Annotated in this window: 14 protein-coding genes and 1 tRNA gene; 12 read left to right on the forward strand and 3 right to left on the reverse strand. The window is 32.1% G+C overall.

Features of this window, described 5'->3' with window-relative positions:
* The first annotated feature begins 222 nt into the window (after nt 1–222).
* Both AW14_RS08575 and AW14_RS08580 read left to right on the forward strand, forming a co-directional pair.
* Nucleotides 223–1,605, forward strand: a complete 1,383-nt coding sequence (locus AW14_RS08575; RefSeq protein WP_044638441.1) for a sugar MFS transporter — start codon at nt 223–225, stop codon at nt 1,603–1,605.
* A gap of 191 nt (nt 1,606–1,796) precedes the next feature.
* Nucleotides 1,797–2,144, forward strand: coding sequence for a cupin domain-containing protein (locus AW14_RS08580; RefSeq protein ID WP_044638442.1), 348 nt, complete (start codon nt 1,797–1,799; stop codon nt 2,142–2,144).
* Here the strand turns inward: AW14_RS08580 and AW14_RS08585 are convergent, their stop codons facing one another.
* Complete coding sequence (locus AW14_RS08585) at nt 2,145–3,176, reverse strand: LacI family DNA-binding transcriptional regulator (RefSeq protein WP_044638443.1); 1,032 nt, start codon at nt 3,174–3,176, stop codon at nt 2,145–2,147.
* A 149-nt stretch (nt 3,177–3,325) separates the two neighbouring features.
* Here AW14_RS08585 and AW14_RS08590 point away from each other — a divergent pair, with 149 nt between their 5' ends.
* The 8 genes from AW14_RS08590 to AW14_RS08625 all read left to right on the forward strand — a co-directional run bounded on the left by AW14_RS08590 (nt 3,326) and on the right by AW14_RS08625 (nt 11,836).
* A complete protein-coding gene (locus AW14_RS08590) occupies nt 3,326–4,372 on the forward strand; it encodes a sugar kinase (RefSeq protein WP_044638444.1) in 1,047 nt (348 codons plus the stop codon).
* A 91-nt stretch (nt 4,373–4,463) separates the two neighbouring features.
* The gene (locus AW14_RS08595; RefSeq protein WP_044638445.1) at nt 4,464–5,132 is read left to right on the forward strand and encodes a bifunctional 4-hydroxy-2-oxoglutarate aldolase/2-dehydro-3-deoxy-phosphogluconate aldolase; all 669 of its coding nucleotides are present in this window, start codon (nt 4,464–4,466) and stop codon (nt 5,130–5,132) included.
* Between the two features lie 156 nt (nt 5,133–5,288).
* A complete protein-coding gene (gene trxB / locus AW14_RS08600) occupies nt 5,289–6,269 on the forward strand; it encodes a thioredoxin-disulfide reductase (RefSeq protein ID WP_044638446.1) in 981 nt (326 codons plus the stop codon).
* A gap of 130 nt (nt 6,270–6,399) precedes the next feature.
* Nucleotides 6,400–6,474, forward strand: a tRNA-Pro gene (locus tag AW14_RS08605).
* Between the two features lie 534 nt (nt 6,475–7,008).
* Entirely contained in the window at nt 7,009–7,272 is a 264-nt protein-coding gene (locus AW14_RS08610) for a helix-turn-helix domain-containing protein (RefSeq protein ID WP_044638447.1), read from the forward strand.
* Between the two features lie 2 nt (nt 7,273–7,274).
* Nucleotides 7,275–8,543: a type II toxin-antitoxin system HipA family toxin gene (locus AW14_RS08615; RefSeq protein WP_044638448.1), complete on the forward strand. Its 1,269-nt coding sequence runs from the start codon at nt 7,275–7,277 to the stop codon at nt 8,541–8,543.
* Nucleotides 8,544–9,242: 699 nt separating this feature from the next.
* A complete protein-coding gene (locus AW14_RS08620; protein WP_044638449.1) occupies nt 9,243–10,634 on the forward strand; it encodes a DUF1800 domain-containing protein in 1,392 nt (463 codons plus the stop codon).
* Nucleotides 10,635–10,645: 11 nt separating this feature from the next.
* Nucleotides 10,646–11,836, forward strand: a complete 1,191-nt coding sequence (locus AW14_RS08625; RefSeq protein ID WP_044638450.1) for a DUF1501 domain-containing protein — start codon at nt 10,646–10,648, stop codon at nt 11,834–11,836.
* Nucleotides 11,837–12,158: 322 nt separating this feature from the next.
* Here the strand turns inward: AW14_RS08625 and AW14_RS08630 are convergent, their stop codons facing one another.
* Nucleotides 12,159–13,232 (reverse strand): formylglycine-generating enzyme family protein, encoded by a 1,074-nt coding sequence (locus AW14_RS08630; protein ID WP_044638451.1) that lies wholly within the window; start codon nt 13,230–13,232, stop codon nt 12,159–12,161.
* Nucleotides 13,233–13,314: 82 nt separating this feature from the next.
* Between AW14_RS08630 and AW14_RS08635 the strand changes: the two genes are divergently transcribed.
* Both AW14_RS08635 and AW14_RS08640 read left to right on the forward strand, forming a co-directional pair.
* Nucleotides 13,315–17,217 (forward strand): ATP-binding protein, encoded by a 3,903-nt coding sequence (locus AW14_RS08635; RefSeq protein ID WP_044638452.1) that lies wholly within the window; start codon nt 13,315–13,317, stop codon nt 17,215–17,217.
* 125 nt (nt 17,218–17,342) lie between these two features.
* Nucleotides 17,343–19,013, forward strand: coding sequence for an arylsulfatase (locus AW14_RS08640; protein ID WP_044638453.1), 1,671 nt, complete (start codon nt 17,343–17,345; stop codon nt 19,011–19,013).
* Between the two features lie 89 nt (nt 19,014–19,102).
* Here the strand turns inward: AW14_RS08640 and AW14_RS08645 are convergent, their stop codons facing one another.
* Nucleotides 19,103–21,091, reverse strand: coding sequence for a T9SS type A sorting domain-containing protein (locus AW14_RS08645; protein ID WP_044638454.1), 1,989 nt, complete (start codon nt 21,089–21,091; stop codon nt 19,103–19,105).
* Nucleotide 21,092: the final 1 nt, after the last annotated feature.

The following is a 21,092-nucleotide window of genomic DNA, read 5'->3' on the forward strand; positions in this document are numbered from 1 at the left end:
ATTGTGTTTTTTTTTCGATTTTGAATGAAGATTTTCTTCCAAAAAAAACGATTATTTATTCTAGTTGAAAAAAATAGCGGTCTTAAGTAGTAAATTCTATTATCTTTATTTTGTGTTTTACAAACATTTAAGGATTGAAAAAATAAAGAAACGCATATTTGAAATTTAAAGCAATTCATTGGAATAAATGAGTTAATAATAATTAATACAGGCAATTTAAAAATGACACAAGTAAAGAGTTTAGTAGAAAAAGGACAAAATAAGACGTTAATTCCAATGGTTATTTTAACAGTGTTATTCTTCATTTTCGGATTTGTAACTTGGCTTAACGGTCCGTTAATTCCTTTTTTTAAGCTGGCTTGTGAGTTAACAGAATCGCAATCGTATTTTGTAACCTTTGCTTTCTACATTGCTTATTTTGTAATGGCAATTCCTTCGTCTTGGGTTATAGAAAAAGTTGGTTATAAAAACGGACTCTCCTTAGGGCTTGTAGTTATTGCTTTTGGGGCGTTTATGTTTTATCCAGCAGCAGGAGTCAGAACCTACATATTATTTTTATTAGCGCTATTTGTAATGGGCACAGGATTGGCTATTTTACAAACAGCTGCCAATCCATATGTTGTTGTTATAGGTCCCCGAGAAAGTGCAGCAGCACGTATAAGTGTATTGGGTATTGCTAATAAACTGGCCGGGTTTTTAGCACCTTTAGCTTTAACCGCTTTGGTGTTATCTAATATGTCCGACTATACAGCCGATAAAATAGCGTTAATGGATTCTGCAACAAAAAACGAAGCGCTTAACGCTTTAGCACTACAGTTGCAATCGCCATATATATACATGGGCTTGGTAATTCTTGCTTTGGCCGTGTTTTTAAAATTTTCGCCTTTACCAGAAATTAATCTAGATGAGGATGGCCATGTAGAACATTTAAATCTATTTAAACAAATTAAAGGGGTGTTAAAACATCCGCAATTGGTTTTAGGAGTAATAACACTGTTAATGTATGTTGCTGCCGAAGTTTTGGCAGGCGATTCTATTGGAGGTTTTGGTAAACAGTTGGGTGTTTATGGAAAAAACGGCGATTTTTATTTAAAATTAACCTCTTTTACAATGACTTTTATGGTTATTGGATATGTACTCGGAATTGTATTAATCCCTAAATATGTGTCGCAGGTATTGGCTTTAAAATTTTCTGGGATATTAGGTATCTTGCTTACGTTGTTAATTGTAGCTCTGCCTTCAACGATTATGGTGCCACTACCAGCTTTACCCCAACTACCATTGGTTATCATTTTAGTTGCACTTCTGGGATTAGCAAATGCGCTCTGCTGGCCTGCAATTTGGCCAATGGCTTTAGAGGAACTGGGCGGATATACTAAAATAGGAGGCGCCCTGCTTATTATGGCCATTATTGGAGGTGCCATTTTGCCTCTAATTTATGGAGCTTTAGCAGATGCCATTAATATGTCGAATGCCGCAGAAGGTATTTCTGAAACAGCAAAGAGTGGTAACCAAATCGCGTATTTAATTTTATTACCTGCTTACGCCATGATTAGTTTTTACGCCTTCAAAGGATACGCTTACAGAAGTTGGTCTAAGAATTAGTTTTTTTAAATTTCTGAAAGTCTAATAAAATTCATCAGTGTAAACAATATAATTTTAAAAAAAGAAGCGCTAGTATTTGATACACATGCGTTGTTAGTTTTTAAATAAATATTTAATTAGGGTTTAATAATTTAATACATTCCCTTAATTTTAGTGATTTTAAAATTCATAGTTTATAAATAAATATAGAAATGGCGAATTTCGGTACGAGTCGTGTTTTTTTGATAGGAGATGAGATGCCTTGGGAAGATTTAGGCGGCGGTATAAAAAGAAAAATTATGGCTTATGATGAGCGAATTATGTTGGTAAACGTTCATTTTGAAGCTGGAGGTGTGGGAACCATGCATAATCATCACCATTCACAAGTAACTTATGTGGCAAGTGGTGTTTTTGAGTTTACAGTGGGCGATGAAATAAAAACCGTAAAAGAAGGCGATAGTTTATATATTCCACCACATATTATGCACGGTACGGTTTGCAAAGAATCAGGAGTTTTAATAGATGTTTTTAGTCCGCTACGCGTAGATTTTATGCAATAATTAAGATGGTTTTCTGTTAGAAGATTCTCTAACAATAAGCTCTGCATTTAAAATATATTTATTCAAGGTTTGCTTTATTCCCGGATTTTTTACCCGTTCTAAAAAGGTAAGGGCCGCTTGTTTTCCAATGTTATCACTGTGTTGATTAATACTGGTAATGCTGGGCGTTGTCATGGCTGTAAAGGGTTCGTTTCCAAAACCAACCAAAGCAATATCTTCAGGAACTTTAATATTATTTTCGTTTAACACCTGAAGCGCGCCCAAAGCAGCATAATCTGCCGATATGTAAACGGCATCGGGACGGTTTTCAAGAGCAAGCAGCTGAAGCATCTTTTCTCGACCGTCTTCAATAGTTAAACTACTTTCCAATAAAAGTTCGTTTTCTAGGGGTAAATGGTGTTTTTTAACAGCATCAATATAACCTTTAATTCGGTTGTTAAAAATACGCGTATGTCGGTAACCACCAATGTGAGCAATTCGCTTACAACCTTGGTCTATTAAATGTTCTATAATTAAATGGCTGCTATCGTAATCATTAATGCCAATATAATCTACATTTAAATCGTTTTCACCGCGATCAAATAAAATTAAAGGAATGCCTTTAGACTTAATTTTTTCGTAATACTGTAAATTAATGGTTTCGTTCGCCATCGAAGCGATAATGCCATCCACCTGTGTAAAAAGCAAAGCATCAATATTACTGCATTCCTTTTTATACGATTCGTTAGATTGCGTAATAATAATGTTATAACCCTTCTTATTTAAAACTTCTTCTATATTTTGAATAACCGATGAGAAAAAATTACTGTTTGTTCGAGGCACAATAACACCCACTAAATTACTTTTCCCTTTACGTAGAGCCGAAGCCAATAAATTAGGTTGGTAATTTAAATTCTTTGCAATTTGTTTAACAGCCTCTTTCGTTTTTTCACTAATGCGAGAATCGTCGTTTAAAGCCTTGGAAACAGCTGCAGGCGAAATATTTAAAACATTTGCAATGTCTTTTATGGTCGTTTTTTTTTTGTTACTCAATTTTTTTTATATTTGCTTGCTTAATCGTTTAAGCAAAAATACTGTTTTAGTTATTAATTACAAATATCAGGATTAAAATATTATTTTTTAAACAGTGCTTAATCGATTAACTAAATATAAAAAGATAACTAATTAATTTAAAAAAAAACATGAGTAGAGTAGTAACATTTGGTGAGATCATGCTTCGTTTAGCACCTCAAGGATTTTTAAGATTTTCTCAAGCCGATAATTTTGATGTTGTTTATGGTGGTGGAGAATCAAACGTAGCAGTTTCATTGGCTAATTATGGTATTTCTGTTGATTTTGTAACACGTTTACCAAAAAATGATATTGGCGAGTGTGCCATGATGGAAATGCGCAAACGTGGTGTAGGTGTCGATAAAATTGTTTGGGGTGGAGAACGTCTAGGTATTTATTTCTTGGAAACTGGTGCGGTTTCAAGAGGTAGTAAAGTGGTTTACGACAGAGCATATTCATCTATGTCTACAATACAATCTGGTATGGTGGATTGGGATGCTGTTTTTGAAGGTGTAGAGTGGTTTCACTGGACAGGCATTACACCAGCAATCTCTCAAAGTTCTGCAGATGTTTGTTTAGAGGCTGTTAAAGTTGCAAGTGCAAAAGGCATTACTATTTCTACAGATTTAAATTATAGAGCTAAACTTTGGAAATATTGTGATGCTTCACATAGAGAAAAAATAATGACAGAATTAACATCTTACTGTGATGTTGTTTTAGGTAATGAAGAAGATGCAGAAATGCACTTTGGAATTAAACCTGAAGGTGCAGCGGTTCAAACGCATGGGCATGATGTAAAAGCAGAGGCTTTCTTATCTGTTTGTCAGCAAATGATGAAAAAATTCCCTAAAGCTAAAAAAGTTATTACAACTTTAAGAGGGTCTATTTCTGCTTCTCACAACACTTGGGCTGGCGTTTTATACGATGGTAAGCAAATGTTACAAACCCGTCAATACCAAATTACAGATATCGTAGATCGCGTTGGTGGTGGCGATTCTTTCATGGGTGGTTTAATTTATGGTTTATTAACATATCCAGATAACGACCAAAACGCTTTAGATTTTGCGGTTGCTGCATCTTGTTTAAAACACACAATTAAAGGTGATGCCAACTTAGTAACTGTAGAAGAGGTAACAAAATTAATGGGTGGCGACGCTTCAGGTAGAGTTGCTCGATAAGAATTAAAGGTTTAAATGTTTAACTGTGTAATCGTTCAATCGGTAAACAGTTAAACAAATAAACTATTCAACAAATAAACATTTATATAAAATGGCACAATTTTCAAGATTAGAAGTAGCTCAAGCGATGAAAGAAACTGGGATGATTCCTTTATTTTTTCATAGTGATATAGAATTAAGTAAAAAAGTTTTAAAAGCTTGTTACGATGGTGGTGCTCGTTTAATGGAATTTACAGCTCGTGGTGATTTTGCTCACGAAGTTTTTGGCGAATTAACTAAATACGCTATTAAAGAACTTCCGGGTATGATTATGGGTGTTGGTTCTGTAACCGATGGTGCTGCAGCCTCTTTATACATGGCTTTAGGTGCAAACTTTATTGTAACTCCAGTTTTAAGAGAAGATATCGCTATTGCTTGTAACCGTAAAAAAGTATTATGGTCTCCAGGCTGCGGTACTTTAACCGAAATAGCAAGAGCCGAAGAATTAGGTTGTGAAATCGTTAAATTATTCCCTGGGGATATTTACGGACCTCAATTTGTAAAAGGAATTAAAGGGCCTCAACCATGGACAAGCATTATGCCAACAGGTGGTGTTTCTCCAACCGAGGAAAACCTAAAAGGATGGTTTGATGCAGGTGTAACTTGCGTTGGTATGGGATCTCAATTAATTTCTAAAGATATTATTGCAAATAAAGATTATGCTAAATTAGAGCAGGACGTAAGAAATGCTTTAGCCATTGTAAAAGCTGTTAGAAAATAGTTTTTAACTTTATTAATAAATCAATAAAAAGCCGAACAATTTTGTTCGGCTTTTTTAATTATAGTTAGTTTTTATTAATGGATAATATCTTTTGATAATTTTAACGTCTCTTTAAAATCAAAAATTCTACTTTTGTAAAGATTAAATTAAATAACTATGTCAGAAACAATTGAAAAAGTAAAATGCCTCATAATAGGATCGGGTCCTGCAGGGTACACTGCAGCAATTTATGCAGCTAGAGCCAATATGAATCCAGTATTGTATCAAGGTACACAACCAGGCGGTCAGTTAACAACTACCAACGAAGTTGAAAACTTTCCAGGGTATCCAACAGGAGTTACTGGACCAGAAATGATGATGGAGTTGCAAAAACAAGCCGAACGTTTTGAAGCCGATATTAGACATGGATGGATTACTAAAGTAGATTTTTCGGGTGATATTCATAAAGTTTGGGTTAATGATGAGAAAGAAATTCATTGTGAAACCGTTATCATATCTACAGGAGCATCGGCTAAGTATTTAGGTTTAGATTCTGAACAAAAATATTTAAAATTAGGTGGAGGCGTTTCTGCCTGTGCCGTTTGTGATGGGTTTTTCTACAGAAATCAAGAAGTTGTTATTGTGGGAGCAGGAGATTCTGCCTGTGAAGAAGCACATTACTTATCTAAGCTTTGTAAAAAAGTAACGATGCTTGTTAGAAAAGACGAGTTTAGAGCCTCTAAAATTATGGCCGATCGTGTTAAAAAAACACCAAACATTGAAATATTATTTAATACCGAAACCGATGAGGTTCTTGGTGATGGTCAAGTCGTAAATGCTGTTAGAGTATTTAACAACAAAACCAAAGAAAAACATGAAATTCTAGCAACAGGATTTTTTGTGGCGATTGGGCACAAACCAAACACCGACATTTTTAAAGACTTTTTAGAGTTAGATGAAACTGGTTATATTATAAATAAACCCGGTACTGCTAAAACAAATATTCCAGGGGTGTTTGTATCTGGCGATGCTGCCGATCATGTTTACAGACAAGCGATTACAGCTGCAGGAACTGGTTGTATGGCTGCATTAGATGCCGAACGCTATTTAGCTTCTAAAGATGCTAATTTCGAGGTGTCTACATCAACTTATAATTAAAAGAAACCTATTAAATAAATTAAAGCCGAAGTGTATGCTCCGGCTTTTTTTATGTTATTACTCAAAAATTGATTTTATTTTTTTTGATTTTATTGAAAATGTTATTTCTTTGGGCTTCAAAAAAATTAAACGGGATGTGGCGCAGTCCGGTTAGCGTACACGGCTGGGGGCCGTGTGGTCGCAGGTTCAAATCCTGTCATCCCGACGAAATGGGTATTAAAGGACATTGTTAAAAATTTAATTATATGATTTTCAATTGTTTAAATTTTGTTTGATATCATTTGATTCGCTTTAAAACCATTGTTTAGGTGTCTTAATTGGTGTCCTATTTTTATTAAAAATAATGCCTAAATTGCTTAAAATCAAGTGGTTTTTTTATAGGCTAGATAGTTCTAAATTAATAAATAGGTGTCCTATTTCCACGGCATTAAGGTTAATTACGAGTTTTTTGACGTAATACATATATTGATTTGGCTTTCGTTTAAAAGGATTGTTTAACTTAAACGGAAGAAATGAAGACTTCGACAACATTTAGTATCCTTTTTTGGATAAAAAAAACATTTAGGACTAAAGATAACTATGTGCCTATTTATGTTAGGATCACTTTTGATGGTAAGCGTGCTATTCAGTTTTAATGCTTTTTGCCTAATGAGTAAAGATAAAAGAATTTAAAAAATGTGTATTATAATAAACAATTAAGCTTGTTTTGCTATATTTGTGTATTATAATAAACAATAAAATGATTGATGCTGTTACAATAAAAGATGTCAAGTTACAATTAGGAGAGCTTTGCAAGAAGAAAAGACAAAGTTACGAAATGTCTCAAGAAGATCTTGCAGAAGCATTGGATATCTCACGATATACAATTCAAAAATTTGAGAACGGAAAAAACGCAACATTAGATACCGTATTAAAAATTGCAAACCATTTCGATTTACTAAACAATTTATATCAAGCCTTAAAGGATATTGAAAAGTCTAACGATATAAACTCATTATATTAAAGATGGCTAAAAATAATATTATAGAAATTATATTGTTTGGCCAAGAAATAGGCAAACTGGGCTATGATGTAAACAAAAGGGCTTCCTATTTTCAATACAACCCTGTTTTTTTAGAATCTAATCAATACACCAATATTTTTCCTTATGTATTTAAGCGAATAAAACCAGTACAAGTATTTAATAAATTTGAAGGGGAAACCTTTAGAGGCTTGCCACCAATGATTGCCGATTCGTTACCAGATATGTTTGGTAATATCATCTTCAAGGAATGGTTTGAAGCTAAAAATAAAGAATTCAAAAAAATAACACCATTAGAGCAGTTAACCTATGTGTCTAATCGCGGAATGGGTGCATTAGAATACCACCCTACGGCCGTAATACCAAAATCATCAACAATCAATATCGATGAAATCGTAGAGGTTTTAAATAAAGTGTTGGACTTAAAAAATGAGACGGCAGCAAAAGCATTGAACGAGGTGGCATTGTTAAATATATTCAAAATAGGGACCTCTGCAGGAGGTGCACGCCCTAAAATTTTAATCTCTGAACATAAAAAGACAGGTGAAATTATTCCCGGAGATATTGAATATAGTGAAGACTATAACCACTATTTGGTTAAATTAAGTATGAATGAAGAATGGGGCTATAACAAAGAAAAAGTGGAATATGCTTACTATATGATGGCTAAAGAGGCAGGAATCCAAATGATGCCTTCAAAATTAATTGAAAACAAGCACTTTGCGACCCTGCGTTATGATAGGCAAAATGGTGAAAAACAACATGTGCTAACAGCGACAGGTTTAACAGGCTGGGATTTCAAAAAACCAGACAATGCTAGTTATGAAAACATATTCAAATTAGCTTTAGATATTAAAGTACCCTACAAAGATATTCAAGAATTGTTTAAACGGATGGTGTTTAATCTCGTTTTTGCCAACATAGACGACCACTTAAAGAATCATAGCTTTATATACAATAAGGAAACCGATGCTTGGAGTTTGGCACCAGCCTATGATTTGACATATCCATTAAATATTAATTTCAATTATAATAATATCTCTAGAGCACTGTCTATAAATGATAAAAGAGCAGATATATCTTTAGAAGATATTATGACAATTGCAGAGACCTATGCAATTAAAAATCCTAAAGGAATTATCAAAGAAGTGCAAAATGTAATAGATAGTTGGGAAGCTATTACCAAAGATTTGGAGATCCCTGAAAAGGTAAGAAATGAAATTAAAAAAGAATTTACAAAACTAATAAACTAATTAAAATCTTAACAACAGACATAAAAAGTAAAATATAACTGCTATGGGATAGACTTTAGGGAAGAGGTCTTTCAATCCCAATAACGGTTATTGAAAATGTTTCCTATTTAATTTTCATGAAAAGATTAGAAAAATTTCATGAGGAGGTAGATGATAAATACAAATGGAGTAAATACAATAATCTAAAAGGTAAAGAGCTTAAACAAAGATTTGATGAAGTCTTTTTTATTTATTCAAAATGATTTATCAAAAGAATACTAAGATCCGTTTGCTGAAGAAATGAAAAAAGTAAAATTTGGTATTTCTACTTAAGTTTCCAAAATTCACACATGCGCTTTGTCTAATTTTGTGAATTTTTCATAATTAAAAATTCAGTAAAAAATTTAAATAGCCACAAAATAACACTTGTTTTTTGTTCTTAAAGCTTGAAATACCTTTAAACATGTTTCTTACTTTACGCTTTATTTTCCATTTTATTTAAACTTTTCATAGGGGTTAGCTTAAATATATTCGGTTTTAAACTTTAAATAATTATTTTTTTTCTGATTATAAACAGATGTTAAAAGTCGTATTTCAAACCTCTGTTTTTTATAAATAATATAAATTGTAAAGTTGTTTATTTAAAAAGTTTTTCAATAAACAGATTAAACTTTTTTAAAATTAAAAAGTCATATTAAAAATAATTTATTTTTTGAGGTTATGAAAATCAATCATTTACAGCATTTATATTGGCGCGCCGGTTTTGGTTTAGATGTGGAAAGCTATAAACTTTTAAAAAATAAATCTAAAAAAGAAGTTGTTGATTTATTATTTTCAGAATCTTCAAAAATTACCCCATTAACTATTGATCTTTCCGAATTTGAACCTTTAATGAACAAGGGTTACAAAGGAATGAAGGATGCGCTCTCTAAAGAAGAATTTCAAAAATTTCAGAAGCAAAGTAGAAAAAAATTAGTCGATTTTAATGAAGCTTGGATTGATAGAATGACTACATCCAAAGCAGTATTAAATGAAAAAATGACCTTATTTTGGGCCAATATTTTTGTATGTCAGGACAATAATATTTGGCACATGCAACAATACAATAACTTGTTACGAACCCATGCACTGGGGCATTTTGGTAACTTTGTGAAGGCCATTTCCAAATCGGCTTCCATGAGTAAATACTTAAATAATAAGCAAAACGTTAAAGAAGATCCTAACGAAAACTTTGCCAGAGAACTTATGGAATTATTTACTTTGGGCATTGGTAATTATTCAGAAAAAGACATAAAAGAAGCTGCTAGAGCCTTTACAGGATGGTCTTATAAACCTAACGGTTCTTTTTTTCTGCGAAAATTTAAGCACGATCATGGAGCGAAAACCTTTTTAGGAAAAACAGGTTATTTTGATGGTGATGCAATAATAGATATCATTCTAGAGCAAAAGCAGTGTGCTAAATATATTTGCAGCAGAATATATATGCATTTTGTAAATCCAATTATTAACGATACCCAATTAGATGAAATAACCGAGGTTTTTTATAAAGATTATAACATTGGTAATCTTATGAAATACATTTTTAATTCAGATTGGTTTTATAACGATGCACATATAGGAGTAAAAATTAAATCGCCCATAGAATTACTGGTAGGAATTAAAAAAGTAGTGCCTGTTACTTTTATAAATAAGAGGCAACTTATATATCTGCAAAAAATTATGGGGCAGGTGTTATTATACCCTCCAAATGTGGCTGGTTGGAAAGAAGATAAAAATTGGATAGACTCTAACACCTTAATGTTACGATTAAAGCTAGCATCTATTCTTTTAAATGATGCTGTAATAAATGTAGATGAAAAAGGAGACTATGAAGACGAATTTGAAGCCTATTACAAAAAACAAATCAATAAAAATCGATTCATAAAAACAGAGAAAAAATGGGAGGTTTTTCAAATTAAATTTGAAGATTATTCATTTGAAGAATTAAAACGACTGCTTATAAATTCTCAAATAGATAAAGATACTCAGGCATTCTTGGCAGGTTTAGTTTTAAGCGATAAGAAAGATTATTGCATACAACTCATGTCCATTCCAGAATATCAAATGTGCTAAAACATTAAGTTATGAAAAGACGCGATTTTATTCAACAAAGTGTATTGTCCAGTAGTTTATTTTTTGTGCCAAGTTTTGTAAAAGCATTTGAGAATGTTACAAGAAATAGTCTGGGTTACAAAAAACTTGTAATTATTCAATTAGCTGGTGGTAACGATGGTTTAAACACTATAGTGCCATATAAAAACGATATTTATTATAAAAACAGGCCAGGCATTGCTTTGTCTAAACAAGATATTATAAAAGCATCTGATGAGTTAGGTTTTCATACCAATTTAGCACCTTTAAAACATCTATTTGATGCAGGACATCTTTCTGTAATTAATAATGTAGGATACCCAAACCCCAACCGTTCGCATTTTAGATCTACCGATATCTGGCAAACAGCTAGCGATTATAATCAATATTTAAACACCGGATGGTTAGGTCGATATTTAGATACCTATGAAAAAAATAGTTTTGGAGGTATTGAGTTAGACGATAGTTTATCTCTGGTTTTAAAAGGCAATAAAATAAACGGAATAGCCACCAAAAACCCATCGGTTTTATATCAAAATATGAAAACACCTTATTTTGATAAAATTTTAAAATCGCAAACAGATGCCCATTTAAGTGAGCATAATTTAGGGTATTTGTACAAAACCATGATTGAAGCAAAATCGTCTGCTAATTATATTTACGAAACATCCAGAACCTTTAAAAGTAAATTAGATTATCCAGACAATCCATTTGGAAGTCAGCTTAAAACAACCGCAGAGTTTATAAATTCCGGTTTACAAACCAAAGTTTTTTATGTGTCTATGGGAGGGTTTGATACCCATGCAGGTCAAGCGAATAAACAAGGCCGATTGTTAGAATTATATGCCAATGCTATAGATACTTTTGTTAAAGATTTAAAGCAAAATAATACATTTAAAGACACGCTAATTCTTACCTTTTCTGAATTTGGAAGACGTGTAAAACAAAATGCTGCCAATGGTACCGATCATGGTGCTGCAAATAATGTTTTTATTATTGGTGAAAATATTAATAAACCAGGATTTTATAATAATTCACCAAACTTGGCAGATTTAGATGAAAATGGCGACATTAAATATCAAATAGATTTTAGGTCTATCTATGCAACCATATTAGATAAGTGGTTAGACGTTAATGATACTAAAATTTTAAATAAATCTTTTACAAAGTTAGATTTTCTATAATTTTTATTTAACTGATTATTATATCATTAAGTTGACAATTATCAAACTATATTTGTGATAATAAAACTTTTTTTGAATTATTATTTATACTTTTGTTGTCAAAAATAAATTTTCAATTAATCTCTAAGAAAATGATTTTAAACAAAATAATGAGCACTTTTAAACTTGTTGTTGTTGGTGTAATACTAATCTTATTTGGACTATTATTTCAACAAAAAATAGCAAACTCTAGATTTAATAATGAATCTTTCAAACAAAATGCTTCTTTTTCTAATTGGAATAAAGTAGCAAAACCAAGATGGAAATAATAACAAATTAACTGTTATTGTTTCTTAAGCATTTCTGGTGTAGCAACGGTTCTAAAACCTGTGTGGTCAGACCCTGAGTCTTCACTTATACCCATACGTGCCGAAATTCTAAAACTGGCACAATAAGAAGCATTGCATAAAAAAGACCCTCCTTTTATAACATGTTCTACTTGATATGGATTATCTGGACTATATGAAGTATCGGCACCTTTAGGGTTTTTAATTTCTTTCGTTGTGTCTAATTCTTGATAATAATTCACGTTAAATAAATCGCTAGTAATTTCCCAAACATTGCCTAACATATCGTATAAACCAATAGAATTTGGAGAATATGATTTTACAGGCGCAATGAGTTCAAATCCGTCTTTAGATTCATTTTTTATAGGAAAAATACCTTGCCAGGTATTGGCTTTTTCATTTAAAATTTCAAAATCATTACCCCAAGTGTATATGTTATCTTGATAAGTTCCTTGTGCGGCTGCTTCCCACTCGGCTTCGGTAGGTAAACGTCGGTTTGCCCATTCGCAATAAGCTAATGCGTCTTCATAAGCTATGTGAACAACTGGGTAATTATTTTTGCCTTCAATATTGCTTTCCGGGCCTTCAGGATGTTTCCAATTGGCTCCAATTTTCCAAGTCCACCACTGAGAATAGTTACTCATGTTAGCAACTTGTTTCACATTTTTATTAAAAATTAAACTACCAGGTTGCAAAATAGAATCATGCGGTTTTGGGGTGCCTTGAGGCAGCTCTTTTTTCATAGATTCCCAATCTATTGGGCGTTCTGCCACAGTAACATATTTTGTTGCGTCAACAAAAGTTTTAAATTGTTTGTTTGTAACTTCAGTGACATCAATAAAAAAACCATCAACAGTTACTTTATGTGCGGGTATTTCACGTTGCATAGCAAATTTATCGCCTGTTTTTGCACCTTGAGTAAAAGTTTTTCCTTCCACCCAAATCATACCAGTTGGTGCTTCAATGTTTTGATTTGAAACACTATCGGGGGCTTTTTTTTCCTTACAAGCTATTGTTATTGAAATTAATAAAAATAGGAGAGAAGTTTTTAGGGAAATTGAAGTATTCATAAAATTTTTTCTTTTTTTTACTTATTAGATAAATTAATTACATTTATCTTTTTAAGCTAATATATTATAAATATATACACTATTGAAATTACCAGCTCCAATATTTGTCGTTTTTTTTCTTTTTTTTTCAACGTTTATTTTTGCTCAAAACAATTTTGAGTTCGATAAACTTTCTGGCGAAAATATATCTACTCAAAGTATTACTTATGCAATTAAACAGGATAGTATTGGTAATATTTGGATAGCATCGGAAGAAGGTGTTATAAAATACGATTCAAAACAAATAAAAATATATAATACTTACGATGGTTTACCAGAAAATTTAAATAATAGAGTTACAGCGCTTTTTGTAGACTCTAAACAGCGTGTTTGGATAGGTTTAGAAAATGGATTGTGTCTTTATGATAAAGCTTTTGATAAGTTTAATCTTATTCAAAGTGAAATAGATATCAATCCGTCGTTAATTACTTCAATTGCAGAAGACGATACAGGAAACATTTGGATTGGCGGTTTTAATGGATTATGGAAAGTTAATAATGAAACTTTAAAACTATCAAAAAAAGGGAATAGCTTAAATATTCAAACCATTGCTTTTAAAAATGATATTCTTATTTATGGCACTTTAAACGGATTGTTTTCTTACGATAGTAAAACCGATGTGGTTACTGAAATTCTTGAAAATCAATCGTTAAAAAATATTTCTTTCATAGGAAATGTTAAAGATAATACCTATGCTGGTTTAAAATCTGGGGCTATTTATATTTTAAATACGAGTTTAACTAGGGCTAATAAAGTCGATTTAGCATTTCAGATAAAGCATCCTATTAAAGATTTAATAACAGATAATAACTCGAATATTTACATTGCAACCGATGGCGAAGGTATATATTATTTAAATAAAGATTTTAAGTTAATTAGTCATTTTAGAGAAAATGTAGATAACCCATTTTCAATTTCAAGTAATGGTGTATATGATATTGAATTTGGCGATGAAAATATTTTATGGGTTGCCACTTACAGTGGCGGAATTAATTATTTAGATTTCAATAAAAAGCCTTTTCAACGTTTTAAACATCTTTTAAATACTAACAATAGTATTGCAACAGATTTTTCTCGATCTATTGCTGAAGATAAATATGGAAATATTTGGTTTGGAACCACTAAAGGTATAAGTGTTTGGAATCCTAAAAGTAATACTTGGAAACAGATTCCAGAAATTACGCCTAATAAAAATAAAGAAGACGATATTGTTTTGGCATTAGAATCAGACAACGATTATATGTGGGCTGGGACTTATAATAGAGGACTTTTTAAAATAAATATTAATAATTTTAGCGCTACCCCTTATACACACGAGACCAATAAAACAATAGATTTAGAGAAAATTTATACTGTTTTTAAAGATTCAAAAAATAATATTTGGTTTGGCGGAATTGATGGTAGTTTAACAGTTATTAGACAAAATAGTAGAGTAGATGAGTATCCTATTTATCAAATTAAACATCTAACAGAATCTAAATCGGGACATATTTTAGCATCTGGCAGATATGGTATTTACAAAATTAACGATGCGAATAAAGAATTTGAATTAATAGAAAAGCTAAAGCCCAATAAGGTTAATTTGGCTTATGCAACTATTAATGCAGTGCAAGAAACAACAAATGGAAATTTAGTTCTGGCTACAAACGGTTCTGGTTTGGTTTTTTATAACGTAAAAAATAAATCTATTAAAAAATTAACTATCGCATCTAATTTACCATCTGATATCGTTCAAGGGGTTCTTTTAGATGATAACATCGTTTGGGCGAGTACTACAAAGGGACTGGCACAGATAAAAATTACAGAAACAGACACTATTATTAATGTATTCGATAAAAAAGAAGGTATGGCAAGTACCGAGTTTAACTATGGCAGTTTTGCTAAATTTAGTAACGGTAAATTTGCCTTTGGTGGTAGGGACGGCGTTACTATTTTTAATCCGAAAAATATTTTAGAGAGTAATTATAAGCCTAATATTGTTTTTGATGAATTTAAACTTTTTAATAAGGTTATAGATGCAGGTAAAAAACCATTAAGTAAACATGTTAATGAAGTAGATAAAATAATTTTAACAGCCAAAGAAAACTCTATAGAATTAGGGTTTACGGGTATCCTGCATAGTTCTGCATCAAAAGTAAAATATTCATGGAAATTAGAAGGTTTCGACGAAAACTGGTCTGAACCCAGCACTGTAAATTTTGCAACCTATACCAATTTAGCTCCCAATAATTATATTTTTAAAGTTAGAGCTTATAATAAGTACGCTACTGTTAGCGACGAAAGGCAAATACAAATAAAGGTACTACCGCCTTGGTGGGCAACAAATCAGGCTTACGTTTTATATGTGTTACTTTTTTTATTACTTATTGTGGCTATTGTTCACTTTACAAGTGTTATTGTAAAGAAAAAGAATGCAGACCAGCAAATAGATTTCTTTAATAATATTACACATGAAATAAAAACACCACTAACCATTTTAATTTCATCACTAGATAATATAACTGAAAACATAGGAACGGGCGAAGATTCTAAAAAACGCATAAAAACAACTGTAAAACGCATTAATTCACTTTTTGAACAAATGCTTAATTTTCAAAAAGTTACTTCGGAAGGTTATGTTTTAAATGAAATATCTGAAATAGATTTAAACACTCATATAAACAAACGAATTTATAATTTCGGACCATTAACACAGCAAAGTAATCTTCAAATAAAATTTAATAATAATTTTAATGAGCCTTATTTTTATTTCGATAAAGAAGTTTTCGATAAAATATTTTTAAACCTTTTATCAAACGCCATAAAATACTCGTTCGAAAATGGTACAATAACTATTAATTTGGATAAAACGGCTAAAAATGGGCTTCAAATTGAAATTATAGATGAAGGTTTGGGTATTCCTAAAGATCAACAAAAGTATATTTTAACACGCTATTACAGAGCCAGAAACGTCATTAATAGTCAGCGTCCGGGAACAGGTCTAGGCTTAATGATGGTGAAAAAATTATTAGAAAAAACAGGTGGCAGTATCGATTTTGTGAGTGAAGAAAATAAAGGAACCAAGTTCACCATTCAATTAAAAAGCTTAAAATATGAGTACGATAAGCAACTACAACAAAAAGAAAGTACTATTGGTACCATTGAAGTTGAAAACGAAGACCGTTCGGAATTAGATGCTTTTAGCGATAGTAAAATACTAATAGTAGAAGATAACGACGAATTACGACAACTTTTAGTAGATACTTTAGGTGTTTATTTTCAGGTATTTGAAGCTATAAATGGCAAAGAAGGATTAGAAATAGCTTCACAAATATTTCCCAATATCATCTTAACAGACTTAATCATGCCCGAATTAGATGGTATGCAAATGGCCAGACAATTAAAAGATGATATTAATTTAAATCATATACCAGTTTTTATGCTAACAGTACTGCAAAACTCTGCTCAAAAAATTGAAAGCATTGAAACAGGAATCTCAGAATATATAGAAAAACCCATCGATATTAAGTTTTTGCTAGCCAAAATAATTAATACATTAAAATGGCAGAAAAAATTACGAGATAAATTCAAGCATGATAACGATTCCGATAATGCTTCATTGTTCCGCAATAAAAACGACCAAGATTTCTTGCAAAATTTAGAAGACAAAATTCTAGAAAATATCGAAAACGAATCGTTTTCGGTACACGATTTATCGGGCAGTTTTAGTATAAGTAGAACATCACTCTACATGAAATTGAAAAACTTAGTCGATTTATCACCTCAAGACTTTATAATACATACCAAATTAAAATATGCTAAAAAACTTTTAATAGAAGGCGATTGTAGTATTAAAGAAGTAGCCTACCGTTCAGGATTTTCAAATCCGAAATACTTTAGTACCTCATTTAAAAAGTTTTACAAAATGACACCAAGTGGTTTTTTAGAAAGTTTAAAACAAGAGTAAAATAAGTGTTTTGTTGAAATGTAAGTCGCTTAACTTGACTATTAATTAACCTTTTTTGATACTTATTAATACGGAATGATTTAAATTAAATGTAGTTTGGTAGAATTACCTAAAAAACAAATTACATGAAATTTAAAGCCTTGTTAATACTTTTTTCTTTAGTATTATGTTCGTGTCTTAACAAACAAAATCAAGAATCAAAACTTGCAAATTCAATTAGTGAAAATGTATCACAATCACCAAATATTATATTAGTACTTGCCGATGATTTAGGTTTTTCAGATCTAGGATGTTATGGCAGTGAAATTAATACACCAAACCTAGATTCATTAGCCAATAATGGTATAAGATACACGCAATTTTATAACACATCTAGATGTTGTCCCACAAGAGCCTCCTTGTTAACTGGTTTATATCCCCATCAAACGGGTTTGGGTTGGATGACTAGAGTCGATTTGCAACAACCTGGTTATATAGCAGAACTTAACGATAAAAATGTAACCCTGGGAGAAGCGCTTCAAACGGCGGGCTACTCGACATATATATCGGGTAAATGGCATGTAAATAAAGATGATGAATGTGAACAAGACAGCCCAAAACACAATTGGCCAATACAACGTGGTTTTGATGGTTTTTATGGCATATTGAAAGGCGCATCAGATTATTTTAACCCAGATAATCTTTACAATGGGAATACGCATATTAAACCAGAAAATAACTTTTATTTTACAGATGCTGTTAATAATACTTCAGTAAAATTTATCGAAAATCATTTTGAGAGCAAAAAAAATCCATTTTTCATGTATGTTGCACATATAGCTCCTCATTGGCCCATTCAAGCCAAAGAAGAAGATATTGCAAAATATCAAGGTAAATACATGGAAGGCTGGGATGTATTAAGAAAAAAGCGTTTTGAAAAAATGAAAAAACTGGGTATTATACCAGAAAACACACTGTTGTCTGAAAAAGACCCAGATATACCAGATTGGGAAACGCTTACCGAAAGCGAAAAAATAGAAATGGATAAGCGTATGGCTATTTATGCTGCTCAAATTGACTGTATGGATCAAGGTATAGGTCAAATAATATCTACACTTAAAAAACACAAACAGCTTGATAATACTGTTATTATGTTTGTCTCAGATAATGGTGGTTGTTTACAACCCATATCTAGAGGGGAGAGCAAAGCGGTTGAAGATTTAGGAAATGAAAAATCGTTTGAAAGCTATGGGAAACCGTGGGCAAATGTTAGTAATACGCCTTTTAAAAATTATAAAAAGTGGGAACATGAAGGAGGCATTTCTACCCCATTAATTATACATTGGCCAAATGGAATTAAGCAAAAAGGAAGTCTTAATAGTAGAGTTGGTCATGTTATAGATTTTATGCCTACGGTATTAGAACTTGCCAATGGGGAATACCCAAAAACATATAAAAACAAAGCAGTTTTACCTATGGAAGGAGAAAGCTTGGTTGCTAGTTTTAATTCAGAAAATGCTAAACCTAGGACCCTTTATTTTGAACACATTGGAGCCAGAGGTTTAAGGGATGGTAACTGGAAACTCGTTTCCTTAAACAGTGAAAACAAGTATCCCTATTACGAGCAATGGGAGTTGTATAATTTGGAAAACGACCGCTCTGAAACACACGATTTAGCCATGAAATACCCAGAAAAAGTAAATGAGTTAGCTATGAAATGGGACCATTGGGCAAAACGCACGCATGTGTATCCAATCGATGGCAGGTCTTGGGATAAGAAAATTGAAAACCCAACTGGTGTTCAGCTTAAAGAATAATTTATTAGTTTAATTGAATATTCTTTTTATTTCTAAACATAAAAAAGGCTCAAAGTAATTTGAGCCTTTTTTATGAAATAATATAAGTGTTATTTTTTAACTACTCTTTTTGTTATGGAATGTTCTTTATTATTAATTCTAACTAAATAAATACCTGTTGGTACCTCAAGGTTAATATCCATTTTAGAACCTGTAATATGTGCTTTTTGTACTAATCTACCAATACTGTCGAAAATTTCTATACTACCATTATCGGTGTCTGCATTTTCAATGTTAAAGTATAATTTAGACGAGGTTGGGTTTGGATACATTTTTGTTTCGGTAATACTTTTTGAAACGTTAGAATCAACAAACGAATTCTTAGTCTTAGAACCCTTTTGTGTGCTTCCATTGTTGTATTCAATAATCAATGTAGCACCATTACCACCTTCTTTGCTTCCTATGGTCATGAAATTAGATGTTGAACCTTGAAGTATAAAACTAGCAACACCATCTCCTTGTAGTTCATTAATGATATAATTAGTTACATCTAAATCAAATTCACCTAAGTTATTAAATGAATAAGTATTTATATAACTTCCAGGACTGGGTTTTCCGTTCCATTTTATGGTGTTTTCAGACCAATTATCAGTCGAAACAGTGCTTACATCAACATCGCCATTGTTACCGGTGTTGTTTACACGAAGTGTTGCAGAGACAACGTTTGAAATTCCAGAAAGATTAAATTTTAAGTAAGCATAGCGTCTGTCTCCATTAGAATTTATTTCTCTAATTTGAAGGTTATTGGCAGAACCATAATTAGTGTTTTTAAATTTTCCGTCTCTAACATAAGAATCTTCAACTACATCAATGGTAATCGTTTGATTTGAAATAACAGGTGTTAAATCTAAATTAGCAACATTAGAGCTACTAGATTCGTTAAAAGACCTATCGGTAGCAGTAACATAATAATTGTAATTTTGGTTTGAAATACTATCATCTGTATAGCTATTGGTTCTCAAATTGGATGCTATTTTAATATATGCACCACCATTTTCTGAACGGTAAACTGTGTAAGTATCGAACGCCGTATCGGTTGAAGCATCCCAGTTTAACACAGCCGTTCCCGATTGTTCGGTTACTGTAAGGTTGGTAAGTGCATTAGGTGCTACGTTATCTACTGTTGTATAAAAGTAGTCGTTATTAAGTATGGCAGCGCCTTCATAAATCTCGTAACCAGCAGAAATAGATTTAATCCATAAACTACTTTCTGCTACTTTTAAGTCGGCTTTTGTTCTTTCTTCAGGACTTAAAGGCAAAAAGTCTAAATATTCCACGGTACAATCTATAAACTGTTTTAAAGAATGATCTAAATACGGTATCGGGTTAGCGTTATCTATGGGAATAAACTTAATATGTACTTTATCGTTCTTATCCTCATTAATATCACCAGGAGGATAATCAAAAAACTTGTAACGCACAGCCCATTGGTATGGAACATCGCCGATGTAAACCGTAAAAGGTTTTATAGGCCCATCAGGAGTTTCTCTGGCAAAGTACCAATATCGGCCACCAGGGTTATCTAAATCTGAAAAATCATCTTGTTCATAACTAACGTTTTGAATTACCAAATCGTAGTCGCGAACTGCTGGGTCGGGTTCGGAGGTCGCCGTACCACTATCGAAAATAACATTTATGGTAGCCCACCATTTATCGCCTATGTCATTAGCGAAGGCCTGCGATGTTTTCCAATTTATTCTCAAATCATGGGTTAAATCCTGGATTTGAACAGGCATACCACAAGCTGCTACATTACCCGGGTAATAGGTTCCACCAGCTTTATAGCCACCTACAGTACCACTTGGGTAGCCATCAAAGCTGGTCCCGCCTTGGTTCGTGTAGTCTAAACTAAAAGCAGCTCCAAGCGCATCTACTTGCCCAGGATTGTAAGTCATTGGGCTGCCTTCATTAAAAACAGGATTGGTAAGTCCGAAATTGTGGTTAGACTTAATAAGTGTGTTTTGTTTTGTTACTGTTGTTTGTGCATAAAATAGTTGAGTGCACAAAACTAATGCTAATAATGTAATAGTTTTTTTCATT

This window comes from Siansivirga zeaxanthinifaciens CC-SAMT-1, assembly GCF_000941055.1.
Lineage (GTDB): Bacteria > Bacteroidota > Bacteroidia > Flavobacteriales > Flavobacteriaceae > Siansivirga > Siansivirga zeaxanthinifaciens.

What these genes read in the sequence shown, in the direction of transcription:
- AW14_RS08630 (WP_044638451.1), bottom strand. Translation starts at nt 13,232, where the DNA reads ATGAATACTTCAATTTCCCTAAAAACTTCTCTCCTATTTTTATTAATT.
- AW14_RS08615 (WP_044638448.1), top strand. Translation starts at nt 7,275, where the DNA reads ATGGCTAAAAATAATATTATAGAAATTATATTGTTTGGCCAAGAAATA.
- AW14_RS08640 (WP_044638453.1), top strand. Translation starts at nt 17,343, where the DNA reads ATGAAATTTAAAGCCTTGTTAATACTTTTTTCTTTAGTATTATGTTCG.
- AW14_RS08620 (WP_044638449.1), top strand. Translation starts at nt 9,243, where the DNA reads ATGAAAATCAATCATTTACAGCATTTATATTGGCGCGCCGGTTTTGGT.
- AW14_RS08595 (WP_044638445.1), top strand. Translation starts at nt 4,464, where the DNA reads ATGGCACAATTTTCAAGATTAGAAGTAGCTCAAGCGATGAAAGAAACT.
- AW14_RS08645 (WP_044638454.1), bottom strand. Translation starts at nt 21,091, where the DNA reads ATGAAAAAAACTATTACATTATTAGCATTAGTTTTGTGCACTCAACTA.
- AW14_RS08625 (WP_044638450.1), top strand. Translation starts at nt 10,646, where the DNA reads ATGAAAAGACGCGATTTTATTCAACAAAGTGTATTGTCCAGTAGTTTA.
- AW14_RS08610 (WP_044638447.1), top strand. Translation starts at nt 7,009, where the DNA reads ATGATTGATGCTGTTACAATAAAAGATGTCAAGTTACAATTAGGAGAG.
- trxB (WP_044638446.1), top strand. Translation starts at nt 5,289, where the DNA reads ATGTCAGAAACAATTGAAAAAGTAAAATGCCTCATAATAGGATCGGGT.
- AW14_RS08575 (WP_044638441.1), top strand. Translation starts at nt 223, where the DNA reads ATGACACAAGTAAAGAGTTTAGTAGAAAAAGGACAAAATAAGACGTTA.
- AW14_RS08590 (WP_044638444.1), top strand. Translation starts at nt 3,326, where the DNA reads ATGAGTAGAGTAGTAACATTTGGTGAGATCATGCTTCGTTTAGCACCT.
- AW14_RS08580 (WP_044638442.1), top strand. Translation starts at nt 1,797, where the DNA reads ATGGCGAATTTCGGTACGAGTCGTGTTTTTTTGATAGGAGATGAGATG.